The organism is Streptomyces sp. NBC_00104 (assembly GCF_045160825.1).
In the GTDB taxonomy this organism is placed as follows: domain Bacteria; phylum Actinomycetota; class Actinomycetes; order Streptomycetales; family Streptomycetaceae; genus Streptomyces.
In genome coordinates this window covers 7,092,910-7,116,330 of record NZ_CP108215.1, presented here as the reverse complement: position 1 = coordinate 7,116,330, position 23,421 = coordinate 7,092,910, and the positions used below count along the sequence as shown (strand labels likewise).

Here is a 23,421-nt window from a genome sequence, read left to right as displayed (position 1 = left end):
TCGCGGTGGGCGGGATGGCCTTGGCGGCGGGCGCACTGAGTCTCGTACGGCTGGCGTCGGGCCCGGTCGGCGGCTCCGACGCGGCGGGCCCGGCGCCGAGGGCGGCGGACGACGTCACGGACGAGGCGGCCCACGCCGGAGCGACCGTGCGGAGCGAGCCCTCGGCCGACGCGGGCACCCCGACCGCCGACACCCCCATGGGCGGCGACTCCACACCGACGCGGCCCCCGTCACCGGGAGCAACCACTCCCCCACCGACCCCGTCCACCTTCCCGCCCGCCCCCTCCATCGGCGTCGGCTTCCCCTCCGTCCCCGGCGCCCGCGACGTCCCCAGGACCCCACAGACCCCACCCGCTCCGGACGGGCCCCCGGCGACACGCACCCCGGATTCCCTCCGCCCGGCCCCGGCCACCCCTGCCCAGCCCCCGGCGGCAGCCCCCGAACAGCCGACCACCCCCGACTCCCCGGACTCCCCGGACTCCCCCGGCGACACGACAGCCCCCACGAAGCCCACCAAGCCGGGCCTCTGCGTCCCGATCGTCGGCCTGTGCGTCGACGAAGCCCTGGGCAGGTGACGGAACCCTCGCTGCCGCCGCCGGGGCGCGCCCCGGCCACACAAGGCCGACCACGACGGCCCCGGGCAGCAGACGGCCACGGCGGCAGAGGGCCACGGCAGCGTGGTCTGCCTGGGTGTTGCGGGTCTGAGCCGCCGGCGTGAGGGCTGAGCCGTCGGCGTGAGGGCTGTGCTGTGTCTGGGCCCGGGGTGCTGGAGGGGCGTTGTCACGCCGCCGGGCCGTGCCGACGCCGCGGAGCCGTGGCTGCTCGGCGGGCCTTCGTCGGCGTCGCCGCAAGGCCACATCGTTCGGCCCTCACGCCCTCACGCCCTCGGCCACGCGACTCGGACCCTCGTCATCGCCACAACACGCCCGCCCGGGTTCCATGGCTCGGATCGCACGTCCCGGACCACGCGGGTCCGCCCCCACCCATGCCGACGGCCTACACCGTTACGTGCCCGGACCCCTCAGACAGCCCACACCGGCAGAGCACATCGGCAGCCCACACCCTCACGGATCCGGTCCGCCCCTCGAGACCACGCACCCCCACGCGGCCCCTCCTCATTCCTTCCCCGGCCTCCGCGTCAGCAGCCACGGCTGGACCACGCCCAGGCCGCGTACCGGGCGTTGCCACATGGGCTGGAGGGCGAAGCGGTAGGTCGGGGGTTCCTCGCCCTCCTTCTCCGCGGCGGCCGCGGCTTCGGCGGCCTCGGCCTCGGAGGCGGGGGCCTCGCCCGTGCGGGTCAGCTCCTCGGCGAAGGCGCCGTCGACGAGGACCGCGTCCTTGGGCGCTATCGAGGTGAGCCGGCTCGCGAGGTTCACGGTCGAGCCGAAGACGTCGCCCATCCGCGTCGTCACCGTGCCGAAGGCCATGCCTACGCGCAGTTCGGGCATGGTCTCGTCGTTGGCCATGGTCTCGATGAGCCGCAGCGCGATCTCGGCGGCGACACCGGCGTCGTCGGTGGCGTACAGGACCTCGTCGCCCAGGGTCTTGATGAGTCGGCCGCCGTTCGCGGCCACCAGGTCCGCCGCCGTGGTCTCGAAGGCCTCGACCAGCTCGCCGAGCTCTTCCTCCTCCATGCGCCGGGTGAGGCGCGTGAACCCGACGAGGTCGGCGAAGCAGACCGCGAGCCGCCGGTCGACCATCTCCTCGTCGTCCGCGGCCTGCACGACCCGCCCGGTCGCGGCGGCGAGCTGACGCCGCCAGACGTAGACGAGGAACTCCTCCAGCTCCGGCAGCAACAGCTCGACCAGCGGATACGTCACCTCGGTCCGGGTCATCCCCGGCTCCGGCGGCTCGGTCAGGCCCTCCAGGAAGGAGTCGATCTGCCACTCGGCGAGCCGCGCGGTGGTCTGCCCGGTCGAACGGGCCACCTGCACCGCCATGGCCTCGCTCAGCAGCCCCGCCTCCACGAGACCGGCGAGCCGCCGCAGCGCGAGGACGTCCGCCTCGGTCAGCGCCTTGGCCTGGCCGATGTCCGCGAAGCCCATGGCCCGCCAGAAGCGGGACGCCAGCTCCATGGACACGCCCGCGCTGCGCGCCGCCTGAAAGGGGGTGTACCGGCGCTCGGCCCCGAGGATGAGCCCTTCGAGCCGCAGCGCCAGCGGGTCCTCCTCATCGGCGTCCACGCCGTGGGGTTCGCCCCGCTCGAGCGAAGCCGAGAGCGGGGGCGGCTCCACGCGGTCATCCGCGTCCGTGCCGGAGCCCGTGTCCTCGACGCTCACTCCTGCTGCCCTTCCGATCTCCCGCGGTCACGTACTCGACCGGCCTCAACTCTACGGCAGGTGTGCGCCAGCTCACTCCGTCAGGTGGGCCGAAGGATGCGTACCCCTTTCCGGTGAACGGCGCCCGGCGCCCTAGCGGGCCCCCTGGGGGCGGCGCTCTCAAGAGCCGGACCGAGCTGCGGGCAGTCGTGCCGCTGGAGGCGATAAGGGCGCCCCCGCTCGGCAGGCCTCCCGGGTGCCCAGGCACCACCGCCCCACACGTCACACAGCTCCCACAGGTCACACAGCCCGCAGATGCACGATGTCCCCCGCCCCCACCGGCTCCTGCACCCCGTCCTCCGTGGCGAGAACCAGCCGCCCGTCCCCGTCCACCGCGACCGCCTCCCCCACGATCGACCGGTCCCCGGGCAGCTCGGCTCGCACCTTCCGCCCCAAGGTCGCGCACCCGGCGGCGTAGGTCTCCTGCAGACCGCTCGCCGCCGGATCGCCCCCGGCCGCACGCCACCGCCCGTACCAGTCCTCCAGCGCCCGCAGCACGGCCCGCAGCAGGGGATCACGGTCCGTGGTCACGGCACCGGCGAGCGCCAGCGACCCGGCCGTCGGCACCGGCAGCTCGTCCTCCCGCAGGCTGACGTTGATGCCGATTCCGACGACCACACCCTCCGCTCCCGCCCGCTCCGCGAGGATGCCGCCGGCCTTGCGCTCCTCACCGCCGACGGTCAGCAGCAGGTCGTTGGGCCACTTGAGGGCCGTGTCGACCCCGGCGGCCCGGGACAGCCCGGTCGCCACGGCGACGCCGGTGAGGAGCGGCAGCCAGCCCCAGTGGTGGACGGGCACCTCGCCCGGCTTGAGGAGGACGGAGAAGAAGAGGCCGGAGCGCGCGGGCGCGCTCCAGGTGCGATCGAGACGGCCGCGGCCCGCCTTCTGCTCCTCGGCGACCAGCACGGCGCCCTCGGGCAGCCGATCGGCGCGGCCCGCGAGGTCGGTGTTGGTGGAGTCGATGACCGGCACCACGTCCAGGGAACTCCACAGCCCGCCCTCCCGGACCAGGGCCCGGCGCAGAGAGGCTGAGTTGAGGGGCGGCCGGCCGAGGTCGGACCAACGGTCCGACCTCGGCTCACCCGGTCCGTTGGACGGGTCTCCTTGTGCACCTGGTGAGGTCGTCATGCAACCCACCCTAGGTTTGACATCCTCCGCCCCTCGATAAGGGGACGGATTCCACCCCTGACGAGCTGAGGTTCAGGGGCGCTCGATCACTTTCGTGACGTCACCCGTCCGGCGTGTCCCGCCGCGACACAGCGATCGTACGGCCGGAAGGGGTCAGGAGTGTGGTAAACGCCGCACTGCCGAACGGTAGGTGCAGCACTACGCTACGGATGAGTAACCCCACACACTTCTGAGCACGTCCCGAACGCGTACCGAGCAGCACGTACTGATCCCTCACGTCCCCATGAGCAGGCAGGGAGCCGCAGCCCGATGTCCGAGCCGGAAGAGCCCGCAAGCATCGACATTCACACGACCGCGGGGAAGCTCGCGGATCTGCAGCGCCGTATCGATGAGGCGACGCACGCCGGCTCCGAGCGCGCGGTGGAGAAGCAGCACGCCAAGGGCAAGCTGACGGCCCGTGAGCGGATCGAACTGCTCCTCGACGAGGACTCCTTCGTGGAGTTCGACGAGTTCGCCCGGCACCGCTCCACCGACTTCGGCATGGAGAACAACCGGCCCTACGGCGACGGAGTCGTGACCGGCTACGGCACGGTCGACGGCCGCCCGGTCGCCGTCTTCTCCCAGGACTTCACCGTCCTCGGCGGTTCGCTCGGCGAGGTCTTCGGCCAGAAGATCATGAAGGCCATGGACTTCGCCCTCAAGACGGGCTGTCCCGTCATCGGCATCAACGACTCCGGCGGCGCCCGCATCCAGGAAGGCGTCATGGCCCTGGGCATGTACGGCGAGATCTTCCGCCGCAACACCCACGCGAGCGGTGTGATCCCGCAGATCTCCCTCGTGGTCGGCCCGTGCGCGGGCGGCGCGGTCTACTCCCCCGCGATCACCGACTTCACGGTCATGGTCGACCAGACCTCGCACATGTTCATCACCGGCCCGGACGTCATCAAGACGGTCACCGGCGAGGACGTCGGCTTCGAGGAACTGGGCGGCGCCCGCACCCACAACGCCACCTCCGGCGTGGCCCATCACATGGCGGGCGACGAGAAGGAGGCGATCGAGTACGTCAAGCAGCTCCTGTCCTACCTCCCGTCGAACAACCTCAGCGAACCCCCCGCGTTCCCCGAACAGGCGGACCTCGCCCTCACCGACGAGGACCGCGAACTGGACACTCTGGTCCCGGACAGCGCGAACCAGCCGTACGACATGCACACGGTCATCGAACACGTCCTGGACGACGCGGAGTTCTTCGAGACCCAGCCCCTCTTCGCCCCGAACATCCTCACCGGCTTCGGCCGCGTCGAGGGCCACCCGGTCGGCATCGTCGCCAACCAGCCGATGCAGTTCGCGGGCTGCCTGGACATCGACGCCTCCGAGAAGGCGGCCCGCTTCGTCCGCACCTGCGACGCCTTCAACGTCCCGGTCCTGACCTTCGTCGACGTCCCCGGCTTCCTCCCCGGCGTCGGCCAGGAACACGAGGGCATCATCCGCCGAGGCGCCAAGCTCATCTACGCCTACGCGGAAGCCACCGTCCCCCTCATCACGGTCATCACCCGCAAGGCCTTCGGCGGCGCCTACGACGTCATGGGCTCCAAGCACCTCGGCGCCGACCTCAACCTCGCCTGGCCCACCGCCCAGATCGCCGTCATGGGCGCCCAGGGCGCGGTCAACATCCTCCACCGCCGCACCATCGCCGCCACCCCCGACGACGAACGCGAGGCGGTACGCGCCCGCCTCATCCAGGAGTACGAGGACACCCTCCTCAACCCCTACACCGCGGCCGAACGCGGTTACGTGGACGCGGTGATCATGCCCTCCGAAACCCGCCGCCACCTCACCCTCGGCCTGCGTCAACTCCGCACCAAGCGGGAATCCCTCCCCCCGAAGAAGCACGGAAACATCCCCCTCTAGCCACCTCTAGCCCTGCTGGGAGCCGACATGACCATCAAGGTCGTACGGGGCAATCCGACCCCGGAGGAACTCGCCGCCGCACTGGCGGTGGTCCGGGCACGCGCCGCGGCGGCAGCCACCGAGCCGCCCGGCGCGCCCGCGCCCCGCGACTCCTGGTCCGACCCGTCCCGCATCGCCGCCCACCGCCTGCCGGCCCCGGGTCCCACCACCTGGAGCCGCACCTACTGGCCCGGCTGAGCGGAACCGCCCCTACCAATTTGAGTACGCGTACTCAGGCGCCCGGCCCTCCGGGCGACGCACCATCGCACCATGCTCTGGTCCGACCCTGAGAACGAGCCGCCGAAGGAACTGCGTGACACGCAGGCCATGCTTCGGCGGCTCGGCATCCTCATAGCCGTGGCCATGCTCCTGGCCATGCTCGTCCTGGGCATCCTCTGACCGCCGCACGACGCCCACCCCGTACGGCGGGTGGCCGTAAGGCGGGTCGGCCGCGCCCGGCAGGCGGGCCGGGCACGCGCGAAGGCGGAGGCGGAGGCGCAGCCCGTACGGCGGGCGGGCCGGGTACGGCGAGAAGGGGGCGTGTCGGGGGGTGTCCGCCCGCAGCGGTTGGCGCGTCAACCCCTCCAGCCTCCCAGCCAAACGATTCCGCGCCGTTCCGAGGACGGACACCCCCCGGCGCGCCCCCGACCCACCCACCGAACCCCAGGCGCCGCACCCCCCACGACGGGACAGCCGCGCCCCATCAGGGGCGCGGCTGTATCGATATGCGGCTCCGCCGCGCGGGCGCGAACAACCCCCACCCACCCGCACCCGACGAACTCCCCCACGGCCAACAGACACACACCGGCCCCGGCCGCCCCAAAAAACCGGGCTGCCAGACACCCGAACCGGCCAACCGCCGGAGGCAATACCCTGACCCCATGACCGCCCCGCACCCCCGCCGCCGCCTCGTGCTCGCCTCCCAGTCCCCCGCCCGGCTGAATCTGCTGCGCCAGGCCGGCCTCGCCCCGGAGGTGATCGTCAGCGGGGTCGACGAGGACGCCGTGAGCGCCCCCACCCCCGCCGACCTCGCCCTCGCCCTCGCCGAGGCCAAGGCCTCCGTCGTAGCGGCGAAGCCCGAGGTCAAGGGCGCCCTGGTCATCGGCTGCGACTCGGTCCTCGACCTCGACGGCGAAGCCCTCGGCAAGCCCGCCGACGCCGAGGAGGCCACCGCCCGCTGGAAGTCCATGCGCGGCCGCGCCGGCACGCTCCAGACGGGCCACTGCGTCTACGACACCGCCACCGGCCGCTACACCTCCGCCACGGCCTCCACGGTCGTCCACTTCGGCGACCCCACCGACGAGGAGATCGCCGCGTACGTGGCCTCGGGCGAGCCCCTCCACGTGGCGGGCGCGTTCACCCTCGACGGCCGCTCGGCCCCGTTCATCGACGCCATCGAGGGCGACAACGGCAACGTCATCGGCATCAGCCTGCCCCTGCTCCGCCGCCTGCTGGCCCAACTGGGCGTGGGCATCACGGAGCTGTGGACGCCCCGCGAGAACTGACCCGGCCGCTCACGAAGCACTGGGTGCCGGCGGAACGGCCGGGGCGGCCCGCTCCGGCCCACCCACCGTCGCCGTGTCACCCTCGGGCCCGCCTCGCCCATCCGGCCCGCCGGACCCGCCCGGGACCGCGTCAGCGACCCCGTCCTGCCGGTCGTACGTCAGCAGCGTGAGCAGCACCAGCCCCAGCACCACCATCATGAACGCGAACGCGCCCCACCCGACCAGCCCCACGGTGAGGGCCCCGAGCAACCCGTGCACGACGGCGGCGCTGATGAGCAGGATCCTCCCGAGCCCGGCAGCCGGCCGGTTGCGCAGCGCGACGAGCAGGGCGACCACACCGCAGAAGACGAAGTAGAGGCCGAAGAGGACACCCCCGGCCTTCGTGGAGACGGACATCGCGTCCGAATCCAGCCCGGCGAGCGACATCTCCTGCCGGTCCACGACCGTACCGAGGAGCCACTGCACCGCGGCGATCCCGAGCCCTTCCACGAACAGCACGACCGCCGTCATCACCGCCACCGGTCTGCGGATCACCGGCCCCACCCACTTCCGCTCTCGTCCTGCTGTTCTCAGCGCCTCGCACACCCCCGTCGTTACCCCAGGTAGGTGTTCGGGCCAACGCGAACGCTACTAACGGGTAAACCCCGGGACAAGGGTTCTCACCCGAGCAAAGAATCGTTGGGCCATTAGTAGGGACTCCACAAAGAAACCCAACCTGCCGCAGCATGGCCACACAGAGACCTTGACCACATCGGAGGGCTAGGGTTTTCGCGTGGGGTCCTGCGCAATGCTGCGCGACAAGGGATTTCGCCGGTCGAGCGAGCCTCGTTCACGCTCCGTGTGGGCAAGCTCACCATTATGGACGGGTCGAAACGCCGTGTCGGCAGTCCCTAAACTCGGCTTGTTTCAAGGAGAGGGAGCCATCGTGCGCAAGGTGTTGATCGCCAACCGAGGCGAAATCGCTGTCCGCGTCGCCCGGGCATGCCGGGACGCCGGGATCGCGAGCGTGGCCGTGTATGCCGAGCCGGACCGGGACGCACTGCATGTGCGGGCCGCGGACGAGGCGTTCGCGCTGGGTGGTGACACGCCGGCGACGAGCTACCTGGACATGGGCAAGGTGCTGCAGGCGGCGAAGGACGCCGGTGCGGACGCGGTCCACCCCGGCTACGGCTTCCTTTCGGAGAACGCGGAGTTCGCGCAGGCGGTGCTGGACGCGGGTCTGATCTGGATCGGCCCGCCGCCGCAGGCGATCCGCGACCTGGGCGACAAGGTGGCCGCCCGTCACATCGCCCAGCGTGCCGGCGCCCCGCTCGTCGCGGGCACCCCCGACCCGGTCTCGGGCGCGGACGAGGTCGTGGCGTTCGCCCGGGAGCACGGTCTGCCGATCGCCATCAAGGCCGCCTTCGGCGGCGGCGGGCGCGGCCTGAAGGTCGCCCGCACCCTCGAAGAGGTCCCCGAGCTGTACGACTCCGCCGTCCGCGAGGCCGTCGCCGCGTTCGGCCGGGGCGAGTGCTTCGTGGAGCGCTACCTCGACAAGCCCCGTCACGTGGAGACCCAGTGCCTGGCCGACAGCCACGGCAACGTGGTCGTGGTCTCCACCCGTGACTGCTCCCTGCAGCGCCGTCACCAGAAGCTGGTCGAGGAGGCCCCGGCCCCCTTCCTCTCCCCGGCGCAGAACGCCGAGCTGTACGCCGCGTCGAAGGCCATCCTCAAGGAGGCCGGCTACGTCGGCGCCGGCACGGTGGAGTTCCTGGTCGGCCTGGACGGCACGATCTCCTTCCTGGAGGTCAACACCCGCCTGCAGGTGGAGCACCCGGTCACCGAGGAGGTCACCGGCATCGACCTGGTCCGCGAGATGTTCCGTATCGCCGACGGCGAGGAACTCGGCTACGACGACCCGCCGCTGCGCGGCCACTCCTTCGAGTTCCGCATCAACGGCGAGGACCCCGGCCGGGGCTTCCTGCCCGCCCCCGGCACCGTCACCACCTTCGCCCCGCCCGCCGGCCCCGGTGTCCGCCTGGACGCGGGCGTGGAGTCCGGCAGCGTGATCGGCCCGGCCTGGGACTCCCTGCTCGCCAAACTGATCGTCACCGGCGCCACCCGGCAGCAGGCCCTGCAGCGTGCCGCCCGCGCCCTGGAGGAGTTCCACGTCGAGGGCATGGCCACCGCCATCCCCTTCCACCGCGCGGTCGTCACCGACCCGGCGTTCGGCCCCGAACTCACCGGCTCCACCGACCCCTTCACGGTCCACACCCGCTGGATCGAGACCGAGTTCGTCAACGACATCAAGCCGTTCGCGACCCCGGCCGACACCGAGACCGACGACGACACCGACCGCGAGACCATCGTCGTCGAGGTCGGCGGCAAGCGCCTGGAGGTCTCCCTCCCGGCCGCCCTCGGCATGACCCTGGCCCGCACCGGCCTCGCGGCCGGCGCCAAGCCCAAACGCCGCGCGGCCAGGAAGTCCGGCCCGGCAGCCTCCGGCGACACCCTCGCCTCACCCATGCAGGGCACCATCGTCAAGGTCGCCGTCGAGGAAGGCCAGGAGGTCAAGGAAGGCGACCTCGTCGTCGTCCTGGAAGCCATGAAGATGGAACAGCCCCTCAACGCCCACCGCTCCGGCACCATCAAGGGCCTCAGCGCGGACGTCGGCGCCTCCATCACCTCCGGCGCCACCATCTGCGAAATCAAGGACTGACCCGCACGGCTCGACTCCGCCGCACACCCGCGCCCCGTAGGGGCGCGGGGAGCCGCGCGACCAGCCACTACCGACCGGGCACCCGCGCAACGTCCGCATTCACCCGAGCTCTTGGGCTGAACCCGCCACCCGGCGAAGAGAGCAGGTGACCCCGTGCCGACCACCCGGCCCATGCGAGCCGACGCACGCCGCAACCGCGACCGCCTGCTCACCGAGGCCCGCCTGGCCTTCGCGGCCCACGGGACCACCGCCTCGCTGGAGGACATCGCCCGCCGGGCGGACGTGGGCATCGGCACCCTCTACCGCCACTTCCCCAACCGTCAGGCCCTCCTGAGCGCGGTCTTCGAGGAGGCCGTCGGCGACCTGCTGGCCCGCGCCCGGGCACAGCTCGACGCGCCCGAGCCCTGCTCGGCACTGCTCGCCTGGCTGCGCGACATCATCACCCACGCGGGCGAATACCGAGGTCTGGCCCAGGCCCTGATGACGGTCTCGTACACGGACTCCCGCGCCGTGGACGAGAACCCCTCGGACCTGGCCCGGTGCTGCGCCCCCATCCGGGAGGCGGGCACCGCCCTCCTCCGGCGGGCGCAACACGCCCACGCCGTACGCGACGACGTGTCCATCGGCGACCTGCTCCAGCTCACGCACGCGATCGCGCTGGCGGCCGAGGAAACCCCGGACGACCCGGAGTTGGCCGACCGCCTGCTGACGCTGACGCTGCGCGGCCTGAAGCCGTAACCGACGAGACGCCCCCGGCGAAGCGACCTACGACCTGCGACCTGCCTCGCGACCCGCCCCGGACGACGTGACCGCGAGATGCCCCCGGCACCCTGACCGGCGAAGCGACCCGACGGCCCGACTGGCGGCGTGCCCCGGATGACGTGACCGGCAAGACGCACCCTGCGACCTGACCGGCGAGGCAACCAACCGACAGCCTGACTCACGACCCGCCCCGGACGACGTGACCGGCGAGACGCACCCGGCGGCGTAGGGCCGCGTGGGCTACCGGCGTCGCAGGTCCGCGACCCGGGCCGCGCGCTCCCGCTCCCGGTCACCGGCCGGCGGCTGGTCCCCCAGGACCGTGGCGGTGCGCAACTGCGGCGCGGAGCCGTGGACCTGGTTGCGGCGGGGCCCCGGAAGGGGGACGTCCCGGCGCGATGGGCGCGCCGGGACGGGATCGCCTCCCGTACCACCGCCGCCCGCCGCCCCGGCCACGGAGATCTGCACGCCCTGATCGGCCAGGGCCTGCAACTCGGTGACCGCGCGGTCGTCGTGACCGGGCGGGTCGTCGGTGACCAGCCGGGTGACCACATCGGTCGGCACCGTCTGGAACATCGTGTCGGTGCCGAGCTTGGTGTGATCGGCGAGGACGACGACCTCGGCGGCAGCCTGGACCAGCGCGCGGTCGACGGACGCCGACAGCATGTTGGACGTGGACAGGCCGCGCTCGGCGGTCAGTCCGCTCCCGGAGAGGAAGGCCTTGGAGACGCGCAGCCCCTGGAGGGACTGCTCGGCGCCGGAGCCGACCAGGGCGTAGTTGGAACCGCGCAGGGTACCGCCGGTCATCACGACCTCCACACGGTTGGCGTGGGCCAGCGCCTGCGCCACCAGCAGGGAGTTGGTGACGACGGTCAGCCCGGGGACCCGCGCGAGCCGGCGTGCCAGCTCCTGCGTGGTGGTCCCCGCCCCGACCACGATGGCCTCGCCCTCTTCGACGAGGCTCGCGGCGAGGTCGGCGATGGCCGTCTTCTCGGCGGTCGCGAGATGAGACTTCTGCGGAAAGCCGGACTCCCGCGTGAACCCGCCCGGCAATACCGCACCGCCGTGCCGGCGGTCGAGGAGTCCTTCTGCCTCCAGAGCGCGCACGTCCCTCCGTACGGTTACTTCGGAGGTCTGGACGACGCGAGCGAGCTCACGGAGCGACACGGCTCCGTTGGCCCGCACCATTTCGAGGATCAATTGACGACGTTCTGCAGCGAACACGAAACTGACAGTAACGCCAACGACCATCTGCTTTCAGCAGTTTGCGCCGAATAGCAGAAGTTGTTCGCAGGGTGGGGCGAGAAGTGATATAGGGACCATCCGGGACGGAAGTCGTCAGACACCCCCTCGGACAACCCGTCGGCAAACCCGTCGACGAACCGTCGACAAACCCGTCAGACGCCGTCGCCGGCCTTGCGCCTGTGGAGCTGGCGCGCGACCTCGGCGATCGAACCCGACAGGGACGGGTACACGGTGAAGGCGTTCGCGATCTGTTCCACGGTCAGGTTGTTGTCGACCGCGATCGAGATCGGGTGGATCAGCTCCGAAGCGCGCGGGGAGACCACGACACCGCCCACCACGATGCCGGTGCCCGGCCGGCAGAAGATCTTGACGAAGCCGTCCCTGATGCCCTGCATCTTGGCGCGCGGGTTGCGCAGCAGCGGCAGCTTCACCCCGACGGCGTCGATGACCCCGGCGTCCAGGTCGGCCTGGGTGTAGCCGACGGTGGCGATCTCGGGGTCGGTGAAGACGTTGGACGACACGGTCTTCAGGTTCAGCGGGGCCACGGCGTCGCCGAGGAAGTGGTACATGGCGATACGGCCCTGCATGGCGGCCACGGAGGCGAGCGCGAAGACACCGGTCACGTCACCGGCGGCGTACACGCCGGGCGCACTCGTCCGGGAGACCTTGTCGGTCCAGATGTGCCCGGACTCCTTGACCTTGACCCCGGCCTCCTCCAGGCCCATCCCCGCGCTGTTGGGGATGGCGCCGACGGCCATCAGACAGTGCGAGCCGGAGATGACCCGCCCGTCGGCGAGCGTCACCTCGACCCGGTTGCCCACCCGTTTGGCGGACTCGGCCCGGGACCGCGCCATGACGTTCATGCCGCGCCGCCGGAACACGTCCTCCAGGACTCCGGCGGCGTCCGGGTCCTCACCCGGCAGCACACGGTCACGGCTGGACACGAGCGTGACCCGGGACCCGAGGGCCTGATAGGCGCCGGCGAACTCGGCACCGGTCACACCGGACCCGACGACGATCAGCTCGTCCGGCAGCTCGTCCAGGTCGTAGACCTGCGTCCAGTTGAGGATGCGCTCGCCGTCCGGCTGCGCGTCGGGCAGCTCACGCGGGTGTCCGCCGGTGGCGATGAGGACGGCGTCGGCGGTGAGCGTCTCCTCGGACCCGTCGGCGGCGCGCACCACCACCTTGCGCGACCCGTCGAGGTCCTGCTGCCCCTCCAGCCGCCCGCGCCCGCGCATGACCCGCGCGCCGGCGCGCGTCACCGACGCGGTGATGTCGTGCGACTGCGCCAGCGCGAGCCGCTTCACACGCCGGTTGACCTTGCCGAGGTCCACACCGACGACACGCGCGGGCATGTCGATGTGCGGGGTGTCGTCGGCGACGATGATCCCCAGCTCCTCGTACGAGGAGTCGAAGGTCGTCATCACCTCGGCCGTCGCGATGAGGGTCTTCGACGGTACGCAGTCGGTCAGCACCGACGCCCCGCCCAGACCGTCGCAGTCCACGACGGTCACCTCCGCGCCGAGCTGCGCGGCCACCAGCGCCGCTTCATAGCCGCCGGGTCCGCCACCGATGATCACGATCCGAGTCACGTACTCCATTGTCCCGTATGGACCCCGATGCCACTGAGTCGGGGGGCGGATCCAATCGGACGCCTGCTCCACGGGGACGCGGACGCGCCCCCGGGATGCCCGCTTCCGGGGACGGGGACGTCGGCCCGGAGGGCCGTTTCAGGGCGCGGGGAACTGCGCGACCAGCCACGACGGACCCGCACCCGCCGCACCGCGGTCGCCCCCGAGCCCATGGGCGCCCGGCCCCGAGCGGAGCGCTCCCGTACGCTCTCCCCCATGTCGCTCTACGCCGCCTACGCCGGCAACATGGACGCGCGGCTGATGTCCCGCCGTGCCCCCCACTCCCCGCTGCGCGCAACCGGCTGGCTCAACGACTGGCGGCTGACCTTCGGCGGCGAACACATGGGCTGGGAGGGCGCGCTGGCCACGGTCGTCGAGGCACCCCGCTGCCAGGTCTTCGTGGCGCTCTACGACATCGCCCCCATGGACGAGGAGGCGATGGACCGCTGGGTCGGCGTCGGCCTGGACATATACCGCCGGATGCGGGTCCGCGTACACACCCTGGAGGGCGAGGAACCGGCCTGGGTCTACGTCCTCAACGGCTACGAGGGCGGCCTGCCCTCGGCCCGCTACCTGGGCGAGGTCGCGGACGCGGCGGAGTCGGCGGGCGCGCCCCACGACTACGTGATGGAACTCCGCAAACGACCCTGCTGAGGAGCCGGCCGGGAGGGCGCGAGGCACGTTTCGCGCCCGGACTGCCTGTTGGAAACGACAAGACAACGATCCCGATCCCGTGAGCCCCGTCATCTACGCGCGTAGGCTCCGACCGGATACCCTCATCGCGTGAACGCATCTCTTCTTCCGGACGACATCCAGGGCGACCCCTACGCCGCCGCCGACGCCGCCGCCGCGCGCCTGCGCGAGCTGACGGGCGCCGAGACCCACGACGTCGCCCTCGTGATGGGCTCCGGCTGGGCTCCGGCCGTGGACGCCCTCGGTGCCCCCTCGGCCGAGTTCCAGGTCACCGAGCTGCCGGGGTTCCCCCCGCCGGCGGTCGAGGGCCACGGCGGCAAGGTCCGTTCGTACAAGATCGGTGACAAGCGCGCGCTCGTCTTCCTGGGCCGCACGCACTACTACGAGGGCCGTGGCGTCGCCGCCGTCGCGCACGGCGTCCGTACCGCCGTCGCCGCCGGTGTGAAGACGATCGTCCTGACCAACGGCTGTGGCGGTCTCCGCGAGGGCATGCGTCCCGGCCAGCCGGTGCTGATCAGCGACCATCTGAACCTGACGGCGACGTCGCCGATCGTCGGCGCGAACTTCGTCGACCTCACGGATCTCTACTCCCCGCGTCTGCGCGCCCTGTGCAAGGAGATCGACCCCTCGCTGGAGGAGGGCGTCTACGCGCAGTTCACGGGCCCGCACTACGAGACCCCGGCGGAGGTCCGCATGGCCCGCGTCATCGGCGCGGACCTGGTCGGCATGTCCACGGTCCTGGAGGCCATCGCCGCCCGCGAGGCCGGCGCCGAGATCCTGGGCATCTCCCTCGTCACCAACCTGGCGGCCGGTATGACGGGCGAGCCCCTGAACCACGAAGAGGTCCTGCAGGCGGGCCGCGACTCGGCGACGCGCATGGGCGCGCTGCTGACGCAGGTACTGAACCGGCTGTAGCGCCCAAGAGCTCATAGGGTGCCTGTGCGTCGGCGGGTGCGGGCGGGTGGGGGCTGGTCGCGCAGTTCCCCGCGCCCCTGGGAAGCAGGGGCTGCGCCCCTTGCTTCTCGGCCCGCGGAGCGTCGTCTTCCAGGCCCGCAGGGGCCTGCCCTTTGAGGGGCACGGGGACAATCGGACCCACGCCCCACGAACGAGAGGTTGACCCCCGTGCACGACGACCTGATCGCCCGCGCCAAGGCGTGGCTGGCCGAGGATCCCGATCCGGAGACCCGGGACGAACTCGGCAAGCTGATCGACGGGGCGGACACGGCGGAGCTGACCGCCCGCTTCTCCGGCACCCTCCAGTTCGGCACCGCGGGCCTGCGCGGGGAGCTCGGCGCCGGCCCCATGCGCATGAACCGCTCGGTCGTCATCCGCGCCGCCGCGGGCCTCGCCTCGTACCTGAACGGCAAGGGCGCCACCGGCGGCCTCGTCGTCATCGGCTACGACGCCCGCCACAAGTCGGCCGACTTCGCCCGCGACACGGCCGCCGTGATGACCGGCGCGGGCCTGCGCGCGGCCGTCCTCCCCCGCCCCCTGCCCACGCCCGTCCTGGCCTTCGCCATAAGGCACCTGGGCGCGGTCGCCGGCGTGGAGGTCACGGCCAGCCACAACCCGCCGCGCGACAACGGCTACAAGGTCTACCTGGGCGACGGCTCCCAGATCGTGCCCCCGGCCGACGCCGGGATCGCGGCCGAGATCGACGCCGTACGGACCCTCGCCGACGTCCCCCGCCCCGAGGCCGGCTGGGACACCCTCGACGACAGCGTCCTGGACGCCTATCTGGCCCGTACGGACGCGGTCCTCGCGCCCGGCTCCCCGCGCACCGCCCGCACGGTCTACACGGCCATGCACGGCGTCGGCAGGGACACCCTGCTCGCGGCCTTCGCCCGCGCCGGCTTCCCGGAGCCCGTCCTCGTCGCCGAGCAGGCGGACCCGGACCCCGACTTCCCGACGGTCGCCTTCCCCAACCCGGAAGAGCCCGGCGCGATGGACCTCGCCTTCGCGAAGGCCGACGAGACGGACCCCGACCTGATCGTCGCGAACGACCCCGACGCCGACCGCTGTGCCGTCGCGGTCAAGGACGGCTCCGGCTGGCGCATGCTGCGCGGCGACGAGGTCGGCGCGCTCCTGGCCGCCCACCTGGTCGCGCGCGGGGCCCGGGGCACCTTCGCCGAGTCGATCGTCTCCTCGTCCCTCCTCGGCCGTATCGCCGAGAAGGCGGGCCTCCCGTACGAGGAGACCCTCACCGGCTTCAAGTGGATCGCCCGCGTCGAGGGCCTGCGCTACGGCTACGAGGAGGCCCTCGGCTACTGCGTCGACCCCGAGGGCGTCCGCGACAAGGACGGCATCACGGCGGCCCTCCTGATCACGGAACTCGCCTCGCAGCTCAAGGAGGAGGGCCGCACCCTCCTCGACCTGCTGGACGACATCGCCGTCGAGCACGGCCTGCACGCCACCGACCAGCTCTCGGTCCGCGTCCAGGACCTCTCGCTCATCGCCCGCGCGATGGAGCGGCTCCGCGAGCGGCCCCCGACCGCCCTCGCCGGCCTGTCCGTGACCAGGGCGGAGGACCTGACGCGGGGCATGGACAGGCTCCCGCCCACGGACGGCCTGCGCTACACGCTCGACGGCGCCCGCGTGATCGTCCGCCCCAGCGGCACTGAACCCAAGCTCAAGTGCTACCTGGAGGTCGTGGTGCCGGTCGCCGGCCACGCCGGTCTCCCGGCGGCCCGTGAGAAGGCGGCCGGCCTGCTGGCCGGGATCAAGTGCGACCTGTCGGCGGCGGCGGGTATCTGACCGCTCCCCCGCCCCTCCCGACCACGGCGAGGCCCCGGCCGGTGATCCGGCCGGGGCCTCGTGCGTTCGGGCGGAGGCCTCGTGCGTTCGGGCGGAGGCCTCGTGCGTTCGGGCGGAGGCCTCGTGCGTTCGGGCCGGGGCCTCGTGCGTTCGGGCCGAGGCCTCGCGCGTTCGGGCCGAGGCCTCGCGCGTTCGGGCCGAGGCCTCGCGCGTTCGGGTCGGGAAACGGCCAGGGCCCGGCCGGGGGGAGCGGTTACGGCACCAGCACCAGCGCCGCCACCCACAGCACGGCCAGCACCGCGCCCAGCGGCCACAGCGGCCGGCCACGGCCCCCGTACTCCCCCTCGGGCCGCAGCGCGGGCTCCCGCCACATGGCGGTGATCTCGGCGGCGGTCCTCTCGTAGGGGTGGACCAGACGCAGCTTCCGCTCCAGCCAGCGCCAGCGCTCCGCCCGGACCGTCCAGGTCGGGAACGACTCCCGGCGGCTGTCCACCACCAGCACGGGTCCGCTGCACTGGACGGTCAGGAGGTGGTCCCACTCGATGTGCCGGGTCCGGCGCCAGCCGTTCAGCCACAGGCCCGAGCGGTCGGCCGTGATGCGCCAGGCGAGCATCTGGGGCAGCACCAGGACTCCGAAGACGCCGACGAGGCCACCGAGGACGTACTGCTTCAGCCCGTTCGGGTACAGCCCGATGGCGGCGATCGCGACGATCATGACGAGGGCGGCGGTCCAGTCGGCCCAACCCGACCGCCAGCGCCGTACGGGCACCGGCGCGTCCCCCAGCCTCGCTCTGCTCTCCGCGACGGCCGTGGCACGCAGTTCCTCGTGGACGACGCTCCGCTTCGCCCGGGCCCGCTGCGCGGCGATACGACGCCGTACGGCCCGGTCGGACAGCGGTCGCACCGGCCCGCTCGACGACTCGACGACCAGTTCCACGGGCGAACCGCCCGTCCCCTGGGGCTCCTGGGGCTCCTGGGGCCCGTCCGGCTTCTCCGCCGCGCTGACGATCACGATCTCGGCGCCCTCGTGGGGCGGCCCGTACAGCACGGCCTCGCGCAGGGGGCCGGGCTGTTCGTCATCGTCGTCCTCGACGTTCCTGACGGTGTCGAGGATTTCGTCCGGCCCCTCCGGGCTTCCGTCGGGCCCCTCCGGGCTTCCGTCCGACTCCTCCCGGCGGATGCGCTCCTCGACCTCCTCGTCGCTCTCGTCGTACCACTCCTCGGCCGCGACGGTGAAGAGCGGCCGCAGCGCGTCCACGTCGTCGGCGGCGAAGACCTCGGCGTCCCCGTCGGCGCCGTCGCGGACGAGCACCCGCAGCACCGGCACGGCGGTGCCCCGCAGCGCGGCGGACCGGCGGCGCCCCAGCCACCCGGAGAGCAGCGAGGTGAGCCCCCAGCCGACCACGAACCATCCGACGAGCGTGGCCTCGTGCCGGTCGGTGGCGACGTCCCAGCCGGAGGTGAGAGAGAGCAGCCCCGCTCCGAGTACGGTCAGCACGCAGCCGAGGCCCATGAGGAACCGGCCGCGCCGCAGCGGCCCCGCCTCGTCCGGCACCGTGGCGGTCGCGCCCTCGGCGGCCGCCAGGGCCCACTGCCGCTGGAGCCTGCGCTTGCCGAGCCGGATCTCGGCCGTGGCCCAGGTGAAGGTCACGGCGAGCAGGCCCAGCAGGGTCGGCACGTCGTGCGATCCCCCGAACCAGCCGAGCACGAACAGGAGAACGGGCGCCGAGAACCGTACGACCTCGGGCCTGACCAGGGTCCACACCAGTTGCAGCGGGACCAGCACGGCGAGGGCGGCGGGCACTTCGGCGAAGTTCGCCAGCCAGAAGCCGACGATCAGACCGCCCGGGACCACGGCGAGGAGGTGCAGGGGGCGCGTCCGGGCCGGCACCCAGACGGGCGGCCGGGTCCGCGCCCAGGCGTCCATCTTCTCGCCGCTCCAGGCGACGCAGTCCTCGGGCACGGCGGACACGGGCAGCCGTAGCGGCTGTGCGGGCCCCTGGGGCTGGGGCTCAAGCTTGGTACTCATCGTGGTGTGGTCACTCCGGCCGCCGTCGTGGTCGCGCCGTTCGCCGCACGCGATCCGACGCGATCCAAGCGGACCTGGCTGTGAAGGCGGGACGCACGGGCACGTTCTGTCCCGACGCACCCTGGTTCGTGGTGAGTTGGGTTGTCGCATGCTTCCCGGACATCTCGTCCGGCACGTTTCCCGCCACCATAGAACAGATGCCCAAAGCGCTTTCCCGGGAGCGCGAGGCAGGGCCGGTCGACGCCGATGGTGCCCCAGCCCCGCAGGGTCAGGCCCCCAGGGTCAGGCCCAGCGCGATCAGCCCAGCGCGATCAGCACCAGCAACAACACGGCCCCCGCCGCCGCGGGCCCCATGATCTCCCAGGCCCACCGCACACTCGGCCGCCCCTGCGACCCGACCGCCTTCGCCCGCGCCTCGCACAGCTCCCGCAGATCGGCCATGACCTGATCGGTCTCCGCCCGCACGGGCCGCGCGGCCGCGGCGGCACGACCGCCGCCGTCCCCCTTGGCCGCCCGATGGGCCTCCCGGGCCTGATGCCGAGCCGCCTTCTTACGGCCTCGCAGTGAAACGGGAATCGCCCACATCTGGTACTTGGCACCGCTGTCGTCGATCACCTCGTTGGTGTAACCGGACCGCAGCGACACGACGCTCGCCCAAGGCAGTTCGATCATCCGGAACGGATTGCGCACCCGCAGCCGGTCGTCGTTGGCGAAGACAGCCGGCCGCACCGAGAAGGCAACCACCAGCGGCACGGCCGTCAGCATCGACGCCAGCGCCAGCCAAGGCGTACGCCCCTCTCCCGTCACCACCGCGTCCCCACCGAGCCACGCGAACAACCCGAGCAGCAACACGCCACCCACCAGCCCGGCGGGGGACCGGTACACCCGGTCCTTGTACACGGGCTTGCCGGGCTTCGACGCGGTGGCCGTCGAGGCCGTCGAGGCCGTCGAGGCCGTCGAGGCCGTCGAGGCCCCCGGAGCCTGCCCGGCCTTCGGAGCCTGCCCGGCCTTCGGGTTCTCCGAAGCCGCCGCAGCCTCCGCATGCTTGCGTCCCGCCGGGGCGTGCTCCGGCTCGGGCGACGATTGATCCGAGGTGCTCATACGTCCGATTCTGCCCGACGCCCCGACCCTGTTCGCCGCCGAGGTCGCGGCCCCGCGAGGGGCGCGGGGACCCGCGCGAGCCACCACACCCACCCGCACCCGCCGCACGGCACGCACCCCCGAGCTGTCGGGCGCCCGCAAACAAACCGGGGGCTGTACACCTGCTACGCGCGTAGATATGCTCGTCTGGTGACCATGTCCACAGCTGCACCCCACGCTCTCGCCGACGTCACCGCGTCCGACAGCACGCTGCGCCGCTTCCTCCACGGGCTGCCCGGCGTCGACCCGGTCGGCCTGGAGGCGCGTGCCGCCTCGCTCGGCACCCGTTCCATCAAGACGACCGCCAAGGCGTACGCCATCGACCTGGCCATCTCCATGGTCGACCTGACGACCCTGGAAGGCGCGGACACCCCGGGCAAGGTCCGGTCCCTCGGTGCCAAGGCGGTCCTCCCCGACCCCACGGACCGCACGACCCCCGCCACGGCCGCGGTCTGCGTCTACCCCGACATGGTGCCCACCGCCAAGGCCGCCGTCGCCGGTTCCACCGTCAAGGTCGCCTCCGTCGCCACCGCCTTCCCGGCCGGCCGCGCCGCTCTCTCGGTGAAGCTGGCCGACGTCCACGAGGCCGTCTCCGCCGGCGCCGACGAGATCGACATGGTCATCGACCGCGGCGCGTTCCTCTCGGGGCACTACCTCAAGGTCCACGAAGAGATCACCGCCGTGAAGGAAGCCTGCGGCTCCACGGCCCGGCTGAAGGTCATCTTCGAGACCGGTGAACTCTCGACGTACGACAACATCCGCCGCGCCAGCTGGCTCGGCATGCTCGCGGGCGCGGACTTCATCAAGACCTCGACCGGCAAGGTCGCGGTGAACGCCACCCCCGCCAACACCCTCCTCATGCTGGAAGCCGTCCGCGACTTCCGCGCCCAGACCGGCGTCCAGGTCGGCGTGAAGCCCGCCGGCGGCATCCGCACCACCAAGGACGCGATCAAGTTCCTCGTTCTGGTCAACGAGACCGTGGGCGAGGACTGGCTGGACAACCACTGGTTCCGCTTCGGCGCGTCCTCGCTCCTCAACGACCTGCTGATGCAGCGCCAGAAGCTGGCCACCGGCCGCTACTCCGGCCCCGACTACGTGACGGTGGACTGATCCCCATGGCTTCCGCATTCGACTACGCACCGGCCCCCGAGTCCCGGGCGATCGTCGACATCGCCCCCTCCTACGGCCTGTTCATCGACGGCGAGTTCACCGAGGCCGCCGACGGCAAGGTCTTCAAGACGGTCAGCCCCGCCTCCGAGGAGGTCCTCTCCGAGATCGCCCAGGCGGGCGAGGCGGACGTGGACCGCGCGGTGAAGGCGGCGCGCAAGGCCTTCGAGAAGTGGTCCGCGCTCCCCGGCACGGAGCGCGCGAAGTACCTCTTCCGTATCGCCCGCATCATCCAGGAGCGCAGCCGCGAACTGGCCGTCCTGGAAACCCTGGACAACGGCAAGCCCATCAAGGAGACGAGGGACGCCGACCTCCCCTTGGTCGCCGCGCACTTCTTCTACTACGCGGGCTGGGCCGACAAGCTCGGCCACGCCGGCTTCGGCACGAACCCCCGCCCCCTCGGCGTGGCGGGCCAGGTCATCCCCTGGAACTTCCCCCTGCTGATGCTGGCGTGGAAGATCGCCCCGGCGCTGGCGACCGGCAACACGGTCGTCCTGAAGCCGGCGGAGACCACTCCCCTGTCGGCGTTGTTCTTCGCGGACATCTGCCGCCAGGCGGGCCTGCCGAAGGGCGTCGTCAACATCCTCCCCGGATACGGCGACACGGGCGCGGCCCTGGTCGCGCACCCGGACGTCAACAAGGTCGCCTTCACGGGCTCCACGGCGGTCGGCAAGCAGATCGCGAAGACCGTCGCGGGCACCCGCAAGAAGCTGACCCTCGAACTGGGCGGCAAGGGCGCGAACATCGTCTTCGACGACGCGCCCATCGACCAGGCCGTCGAGGGCATCGTGAACGGCATCTTCTTCAACCAGGGCCAGGTCTGCTGCGCGGGCTCCCGCCTCCTGGTCCAGGAGTCGATCCAGGACGAGCTCCTCGACTCCCTCAAGCGCCGCCTGTCGACGCTCCGCCTCGGCGACCCCCTGGACAAGAACACGGACATCGGAGCGATCAACTCCGAGGAGCAGCTCACCCGCATCACCTCGCTCGTCGAGCGCGGCGAGTCGGAGGGTGCCGAGCGCTGGTCCCCGGCCTGCGAACTGCCCTCCGCGGGCTACTGGTTCGCCCCGACGCTGTTCACGAACGTCACCCAGGCACACACGATCGCGCGGGACGAGATCTTCGGCCCGGTTCTCTCCGTCCTCACCTTCCGCACCCCGGACGAGGCCGTCGCCAAGGCCAACAACACCCAGTACGGCCTCTCGGCGGGCATCTGGACCGAGAAGGGCTCCCGGATCCTGGCCGTCGCGAACAAGCTCCGCGCGGGCGTCGTCTGGTCCAACACGTTCAACAAGTTCGACCCGACGTCGCCGTTCGGCGGCTACAAGGAGTCGGGCTTCGGCCGCGAGGGCGGCCGTCACGGCCTGGAGGCGTACCTCGATGTCTGACAAGACCGACAAGACCGAGCAGAACCGTCTCAGCGTCTTCAAGACCTACAAGCTGTACGTCGGCGGGAAGTTCCCGCGTTCCGAGAGCGGCCGGGTGTACGAGGTGACCGACTCCAAGGAGAAGTGGCTGGCCAACGCCCCGCTCTCCTCCCGCAAGGACGCCCGTGACGCGGTCGTCGCCGCCCGCAAGGCGTTCGGCGCATGGTCCGGCGCGACGGCGTACAACCGCGGCCAGGTCCTCTACCGCGTCGCCGAGATGTTGGAGGGCCGCAGGAGCCAGTTCGTCCACGAGGTGGCCGACGCCGAGGGCCTGTCGAAGTCGAAGGCCGCCGCCCAGGTGGACGCGACGATCGACCGCTGGGTCTGGTACGCGGGCTGGACCGACAAGATCGCCCAGTTGGTCGGCGGCGGAAACCCGGTCGCGGGCCCGTACTTCAACCTCTCCAGCCCCGAACCGACGGGCGTGGTGGCGGTCCTGGCCCCCCAGGAGTCGTCCTTCCTGGGACTGGTCTCGGTCCTCGCCCCGGTGATCGCCACGGGCAACACGGCGGTCGTGATCACGAGCGAGAAGGACCCTCTCCCGGCTCTCTCCCTCGGCGAGGTCCTCGCCACCTCCGACGTCCCCGGCGGCGTCGTCAACATCCTCTCCGGCCGTACGGCGGAGATCGCGGCCCCCCTCGCCGCCCACCAGGACGTCAACGCGATCGACCTGGCCGGCGCGGACGACGTCCTGGCGAAGGAACTGGAGATCGCCGCGGCGGACAACCTCAAGCGCGTCCTGCGTCCACAGCCTGTGGACGACTGGTCGGCCATGCCCGGGATCGACCGCATGACCGCGTTCCTGGAGACGAAGACGGTGTGGCACCCGACGGGGTCGCTGGGCGCGTCCGGCTCGGCGTACTGACCGGCGTACCGACCGGCGTACTGATCGCATACCGATCGGCGTACTGAGAGGAAGCGTCGGGGAACCGCGGGCCGTCGGGACGGTGCAGGCCGTCCGTGACCGGTCGCGCGGTTCCCCG

At 72.0% G+C, this 23,421-nt stretch carries 20 protein-coding genes; 13 read left to right on the top strand and 7 right to left on the bottom strand.

Features of this window, described 5'->3' with window-relative positions:
* The first annotated feature begins 14 nt into the window (after positions 1 to 14).
* On the top strand, positions 15 to 575 hold the full coding sequence (locus OG272_RS31345) for a hypothetical protein (RefSeq protein ID WP_405895321.1): 561 nt from the start codon (positions 15 to 17) through the stop codon (positions 573 to 575).
* Positions 576 to 1,115: 540 nt separating this feature from the next.
* On the opposite strand, the gene OG272_RS31340 is transcribed toward OG272_RS31345, so the two are convergent.
* Together OG272_RS31340 and OG272_RS31335 are read right to left on the bottom strand one after the other, a co-directional pair.
* Entirely contained in the window at positions 1,116 to 2,279 is a 1,164-nt protein-coding gene (locus OG272_RS31340) for an adenylate/guanylate cyclase domain-containing protein (RefSeq protein ID WP_326578206.1), read from the bottom strand.
* Positions 2,280 to 2,558: 279 nt separating this feature from the next.
* Entirely contained in the window at positions 2,559 to 3,446 is an 888-nt protein-coding gene (locus OG272_RS31335; RefSeq protein ID WP_326578208.1) for a biotin--[acetyl-CoA-carboxylase] ligase, read from the bottom strand.
* A 309-nt stretch (positions 3,447 to 3,755) separates the two neighbouring features.
* Here OG272_RS31335 and OG272_RS31330 point away from each other — a divergent pair, with 309 nt between their 5' ends.
* From OG272_RS31330 to OG272_RS31315, 4 genes are all read left to right on the top strand, one after another.
* Entirely contained in the window at positions 3,756 to 5,354 is a 1,599-nt protein-coding gene (locus OG272_RS31330; RefSeq protein WP_405895320.1) for an acyl-CoA carboxylase subunit beta, read from the top strand.
* A 27-nt stretch (positions 5,355 to 5,381) separates the two neighbouring features.
* Positions 5,382 to 5,591, top strand: a complete 210-nt coding sequence (locus OG272_RS31325) for an acyl-CoA carboxylase epsilon subunit (protein ID WP_184904269.1) — start codon at positions 5,382 to 5,384, stop codon at positions 5,589 to 5,591.
* Between the two features lie 72 nt (positions 5,592 to 5,663).
* Positions 5,664 to 5,792, top strand: a complete 129-nt coding sequence (mmpB, locus tag OG272_RS31320; RefSeq protein ID WP_326578213.1) for a morphogenic membrane protein MmpB — start codon at positions 5,664 to 5,666, stop codon at positions 5,790 to 5,792.
* A 482-nt stretch (positions 5,793 to 6,274) separates the two neighbouring features.
* Entirely contained in the window at positions 6,275 to 6,898 is a 624-nt protein-coding gene (locus OG272_RS31315; RefSeq protein WP_326578215.1) for a nucleoside triphosphate pyrophosphatase, read from the top strand.
* Positions 6,899 to 6,907: 9 nt separating this feature from the next.
* On the opposite strand, the gene OG272_RS31310 is transcribed toward OG272_RS31315, so the two are convergent.
* On the bottom strand, positions 6,908 to 7,432 hold the full coding sequence (locus tag OG272_RS31310) for a hypothetical protein (protein WP_405895319.1): 525 nt from the start codon (positions 7,430 to 7,432) through the stop codon (positions 6,908 to 6,910).
* 391 nt (positions 7,433 to 7,823) lie between these two features.
* Here OG272_RS31310 and OG272_RS31305 point away from each other — a divergent pair, with 391 nt between their 5' ends.
* Both OG272_RS31305 and OG272_RS31300 read left to right on the top strand, forming a co-directional pair.
* Positions 7,824 to 9,596, top strand: coding sequence for a biotin carboxylase N-terminal domain-containing protein (locus OG272_RS31305; protein WP_328223929.1), 1,773 nt, complete (start codon positions 7,824 to 7,826; stop codon positions 9,594 to 9,596).
* A gap of 171 nt (positions 9,597 to 9,767) precedes the next feature.
* Positions 9,768 to 10,334 (top strand): helix-turn-helix domain-containing protein, encoded by a 567-nt coding sequence (locus OG272_RS31300; RefSeq protein ID WP_327728049.1) that lies wholly within the window; start codon positions 9,768 to 9,770, stop codon positions 10,332 to 10,334.
* Positions 10,335 to 10,598: 264 nt separating this feature from the next.
* Here OG272_RS31300 and OG272_RS31295 read toward each other — a convergent pair whose 3' ends face one another.
* Together OG272_RS31295 and OG272_RS31290 are read right to left on the bottom strand one after the other, a co-directional pair.
* The gene (locus OG272_RS31295; RefSeq protein WP_326578223.1) at positions 10,599 to 11,606 is read right to left on the bottom strand and encodes a DeoR/GlpR family DNA-binding transcription regulator; all 1,008 of its coding nucleotides are present in this window, start codon (positions 11,604 to 11,606) and stop codon (positions 10,599 to 10,601) included.
* A gap of 146 nt (positions 11,607 to 11,752) precedes the next feature.
* A complete protein-coding gene (locus OG272_RS31290) occupies positions 11,753 to 13,201 on the bottom strand; it encodes an NAD(P)H-quinone dehydrogenase (RefSeq protein ID WP_405895318.1) in 1,449 nt (482 codons plus the stop codon).
* A 246-nt stretch (positions 13,202 to 13,447) separates the two neighbouring features.
* Between OG272_RS31290 and OG272_RS31285 the strand changes: the two genes are divergently transcribed.
* The 3 genes from OG272_RS31285 (at position 13,448) to OG272_RS31275 (ending at position 16,678) form a co-directional block, all read left to right on the top strand.
* The gene (locus tag OG272_RS31285; RefSeq protein WP_326578226.1) at positions 13,448 to 13,885 is read left to right on the top strand and encodes a gamma-glutamylcyclotransferase; all 438 of its coding nucleotides are present in this window, start codon (positions 13,448 to 13,450) and stop codon (positions 13,883 to 13,885) included.
* 129 nt (positions 13,886 to 14,014) lie between these two features.
* Entirely contained in the window at positions 14,015 to 14,839 is an 825-nt protein-coding gene (locus tag OG272_RS31280; RefSeq protein WP_327728050.1) for a purine-nucleoside phosphorylase, read from the top strand.
* Between the two features lie 207 nt (positions 14,840 to 15,046).
* Positions 15,047 to 16,678 carry a phospho-sugar mutase gene (locus OG272_RS31275; protein WP_405895317.1) on the top strand — a complete coding sequence of 544 codons (1,632 nt, stop codon included), beginning with the start codon at positions 15,047 to 15,049 and terminating at the stop codon, positions 16,676 to 16,678.
* A gap of 253 nt (positions 16,679 to 16,931) precedes the next feature.
* Here OG272_RS31275 and OG272_RS31270 read toward each other — a convergent pair whose 3' ends face one another.
* Together OG272_RS31270 and OG272_RS31265 are read right to left on the bottom strand one after the other, a co-directional pair.
* Positions 16,932 to 18,707, bottom strand: a complete 1,776-nt coding sequence (locus tag OG272_RS31270) for a hypothetical protein (RefSeq protein ID WP_327728052.1) — start codon at positions 18,705 to 18,707, stop codon at positions 16,932 to 16,934.
* A gap of 297 nt (positions 18,708 to 19,004) precedes the next feature.
* The gene (locus OG272_RS31265) at positions 19,005 to 19,607 is read right to left on the bottom strand and encodes a PH domain-containing protein (RefSeq protein WP_327732131.1); all 603 of its coding nucleotides are present in this window, start codon (positions 19,605 to 19,607) and stop codon (positions 19,005 to 19,007) included.
* 396 nt (positions 19,608 to 20,003) lie between these two features.
* On the opposite strand from OG272_RS31265, the gene deoC reads away from it, so the two are divergent.
* The 3 genes from deoC to OG272_RS31250 are packed head-to-tail and all read left to right on the top strand — an operon-like array spanning position 20,004 to position 23,303.
* Positions 20,004 to 20,957, top strand: coding sequence for a deoxyribose-phosphate aldolase (gene deoC, locus OG272_RS31260; RefSeq protein WP_326585646.1), 954 nt, complete (start codon positions 20,004 to 20,006; stop codon positions 20,955 to 20,957).
* A gap of 5 nt (positions 20,958 to 20,962) precedes the next feature.
* Positions 20,963 to 22,399 carry an aldehyde dehydrogenase family protein gene (locus OG272_RS31255; RefSeq protein ID WP_326578234.1) on the top strand — a complete coding sequence of 479 codons (1,437 nt, stop codon included), beginning with the start codon at positions 20,963 to 20,965 and terminating at the stop codon, positions 22,397 to 22,399.
* On the top strand, positions 22,392 to 23,303 hold the full coding sequence (locus OG272_RS31250; RefSeq protein WP_327728053.1) for an aldehyde dehydrogenase family protein: 912 nt from the start codon (positions 22,392 to 22,394) through the stop codon (positions 23,301 to 23,303). Before OG272_RS31255 ends, OG272_RS31250 begins: the two co-directional genes overlap by 8 nt.
* Positions 23,304 to 23,421 lie beyond the last annotated feature (118 nt).

Excerpts from the sequence above, each read along its gene's own strand:
- OG272_RS31345 (WP_405895321.1), top strand. The coding sequence starts at position 15 with ATGGCCTTGGCGGCGGGCGCACTGAGTCTCGTACGGCTGGCGTCGGGC.
- OG272_RS31335 (WP_326578208.1), bottom strand. The coding sequence starts at position 3,446 with ATGACGACCTCACCAGGTGCACAAGGAGACCCGTCCAACGGACCGGGT.
- OG272_RS31330 (WP_405895320.1), top strand. The coding sequence starts at position 3,756 with ATGTCCGAGCCGGAAGAGCCCGCAAGCATCGACATTCACACGACCGCG.
- OG272_RS31325 (WP_184904269.1), top strand. The coding sequence starts at position 5,382 with ATGACCATCAAGGTCGTACGGGGCAATCCGACCCCGGAGGAACTCGCC.
- mmpB (WP_326578213.1), top strand. The coding sequence starts at position 5,664 with ATGCTCTGGTCCGACCCTGAGAACGAGCCGCCGAAGGAACTGCGTGAC.
- OG272_RS31315 (WP_326578215.1), top strand. The coding sequence starts at position 6,275 with ATGACCGCCCCGCACCCCCGCCGCCGCCTCGTGCTCGCCTCCCAGTCC.
- OG272_RS31300 (WP_327728049.1), top strand. The coding sequence starts at position 9,768 with ATGCGAGCCGACGCACGCCGCAACCGCGACCGCCTGCTCACCGAGGCC.
- OG272_RS31295 (WP_326578223.1), bottom strand. The coding sequence starts at position 11,606 with ATGGTCGTTGGCGTTACTGTCAGTTTCGTGTTCGCTGCAGAACGTCGT.
- OG272_RS31290 (WP_405895318.1), bottom strand. The coding sequence starts at position 13,201 with ATGGAGTACGTGACTCGGATCGTGATCATCGGTGGCGGACCCGGCGGC.
- OG272_RS31285 (WP_326578226.1), top strand. The coding sequence starts at position 13,448 with ATGTCGCTCTACGCCGCCTACGCCGGCAACATGGACGCGCGGCTGATG.
- OG272_RS31270 (WP_327728052.1), bottom strand. The coding sequence starts at position 18,707 with ATGAGTACCAAGCTTGAGCCCCAGCCCCAGGGGCCCGCACAGCCGCTA.
- deoC (WP_326585646.1), top strand. The coding sequence starts at position 20,004 with ATGTCCACAGCTGCACCCCACGCTCTCGCCGACGTCACCGCGTCCGAC.
- OG272_RS31255 (WP_326578234.1), top strand. The coding sequence starts at position 20,963 with ATGGCTTCCGCATTCGACTACGCACCGGCCCCCGAGTCCCGGGCGATC.
- OG272_RS31250 (WP_327728053.1), top strand. The coding sequence starts at position 22,392 with ATGTCTGACAAGACCGACAAGACCGAGCAGAACCGTCTCAGCGTCTTC.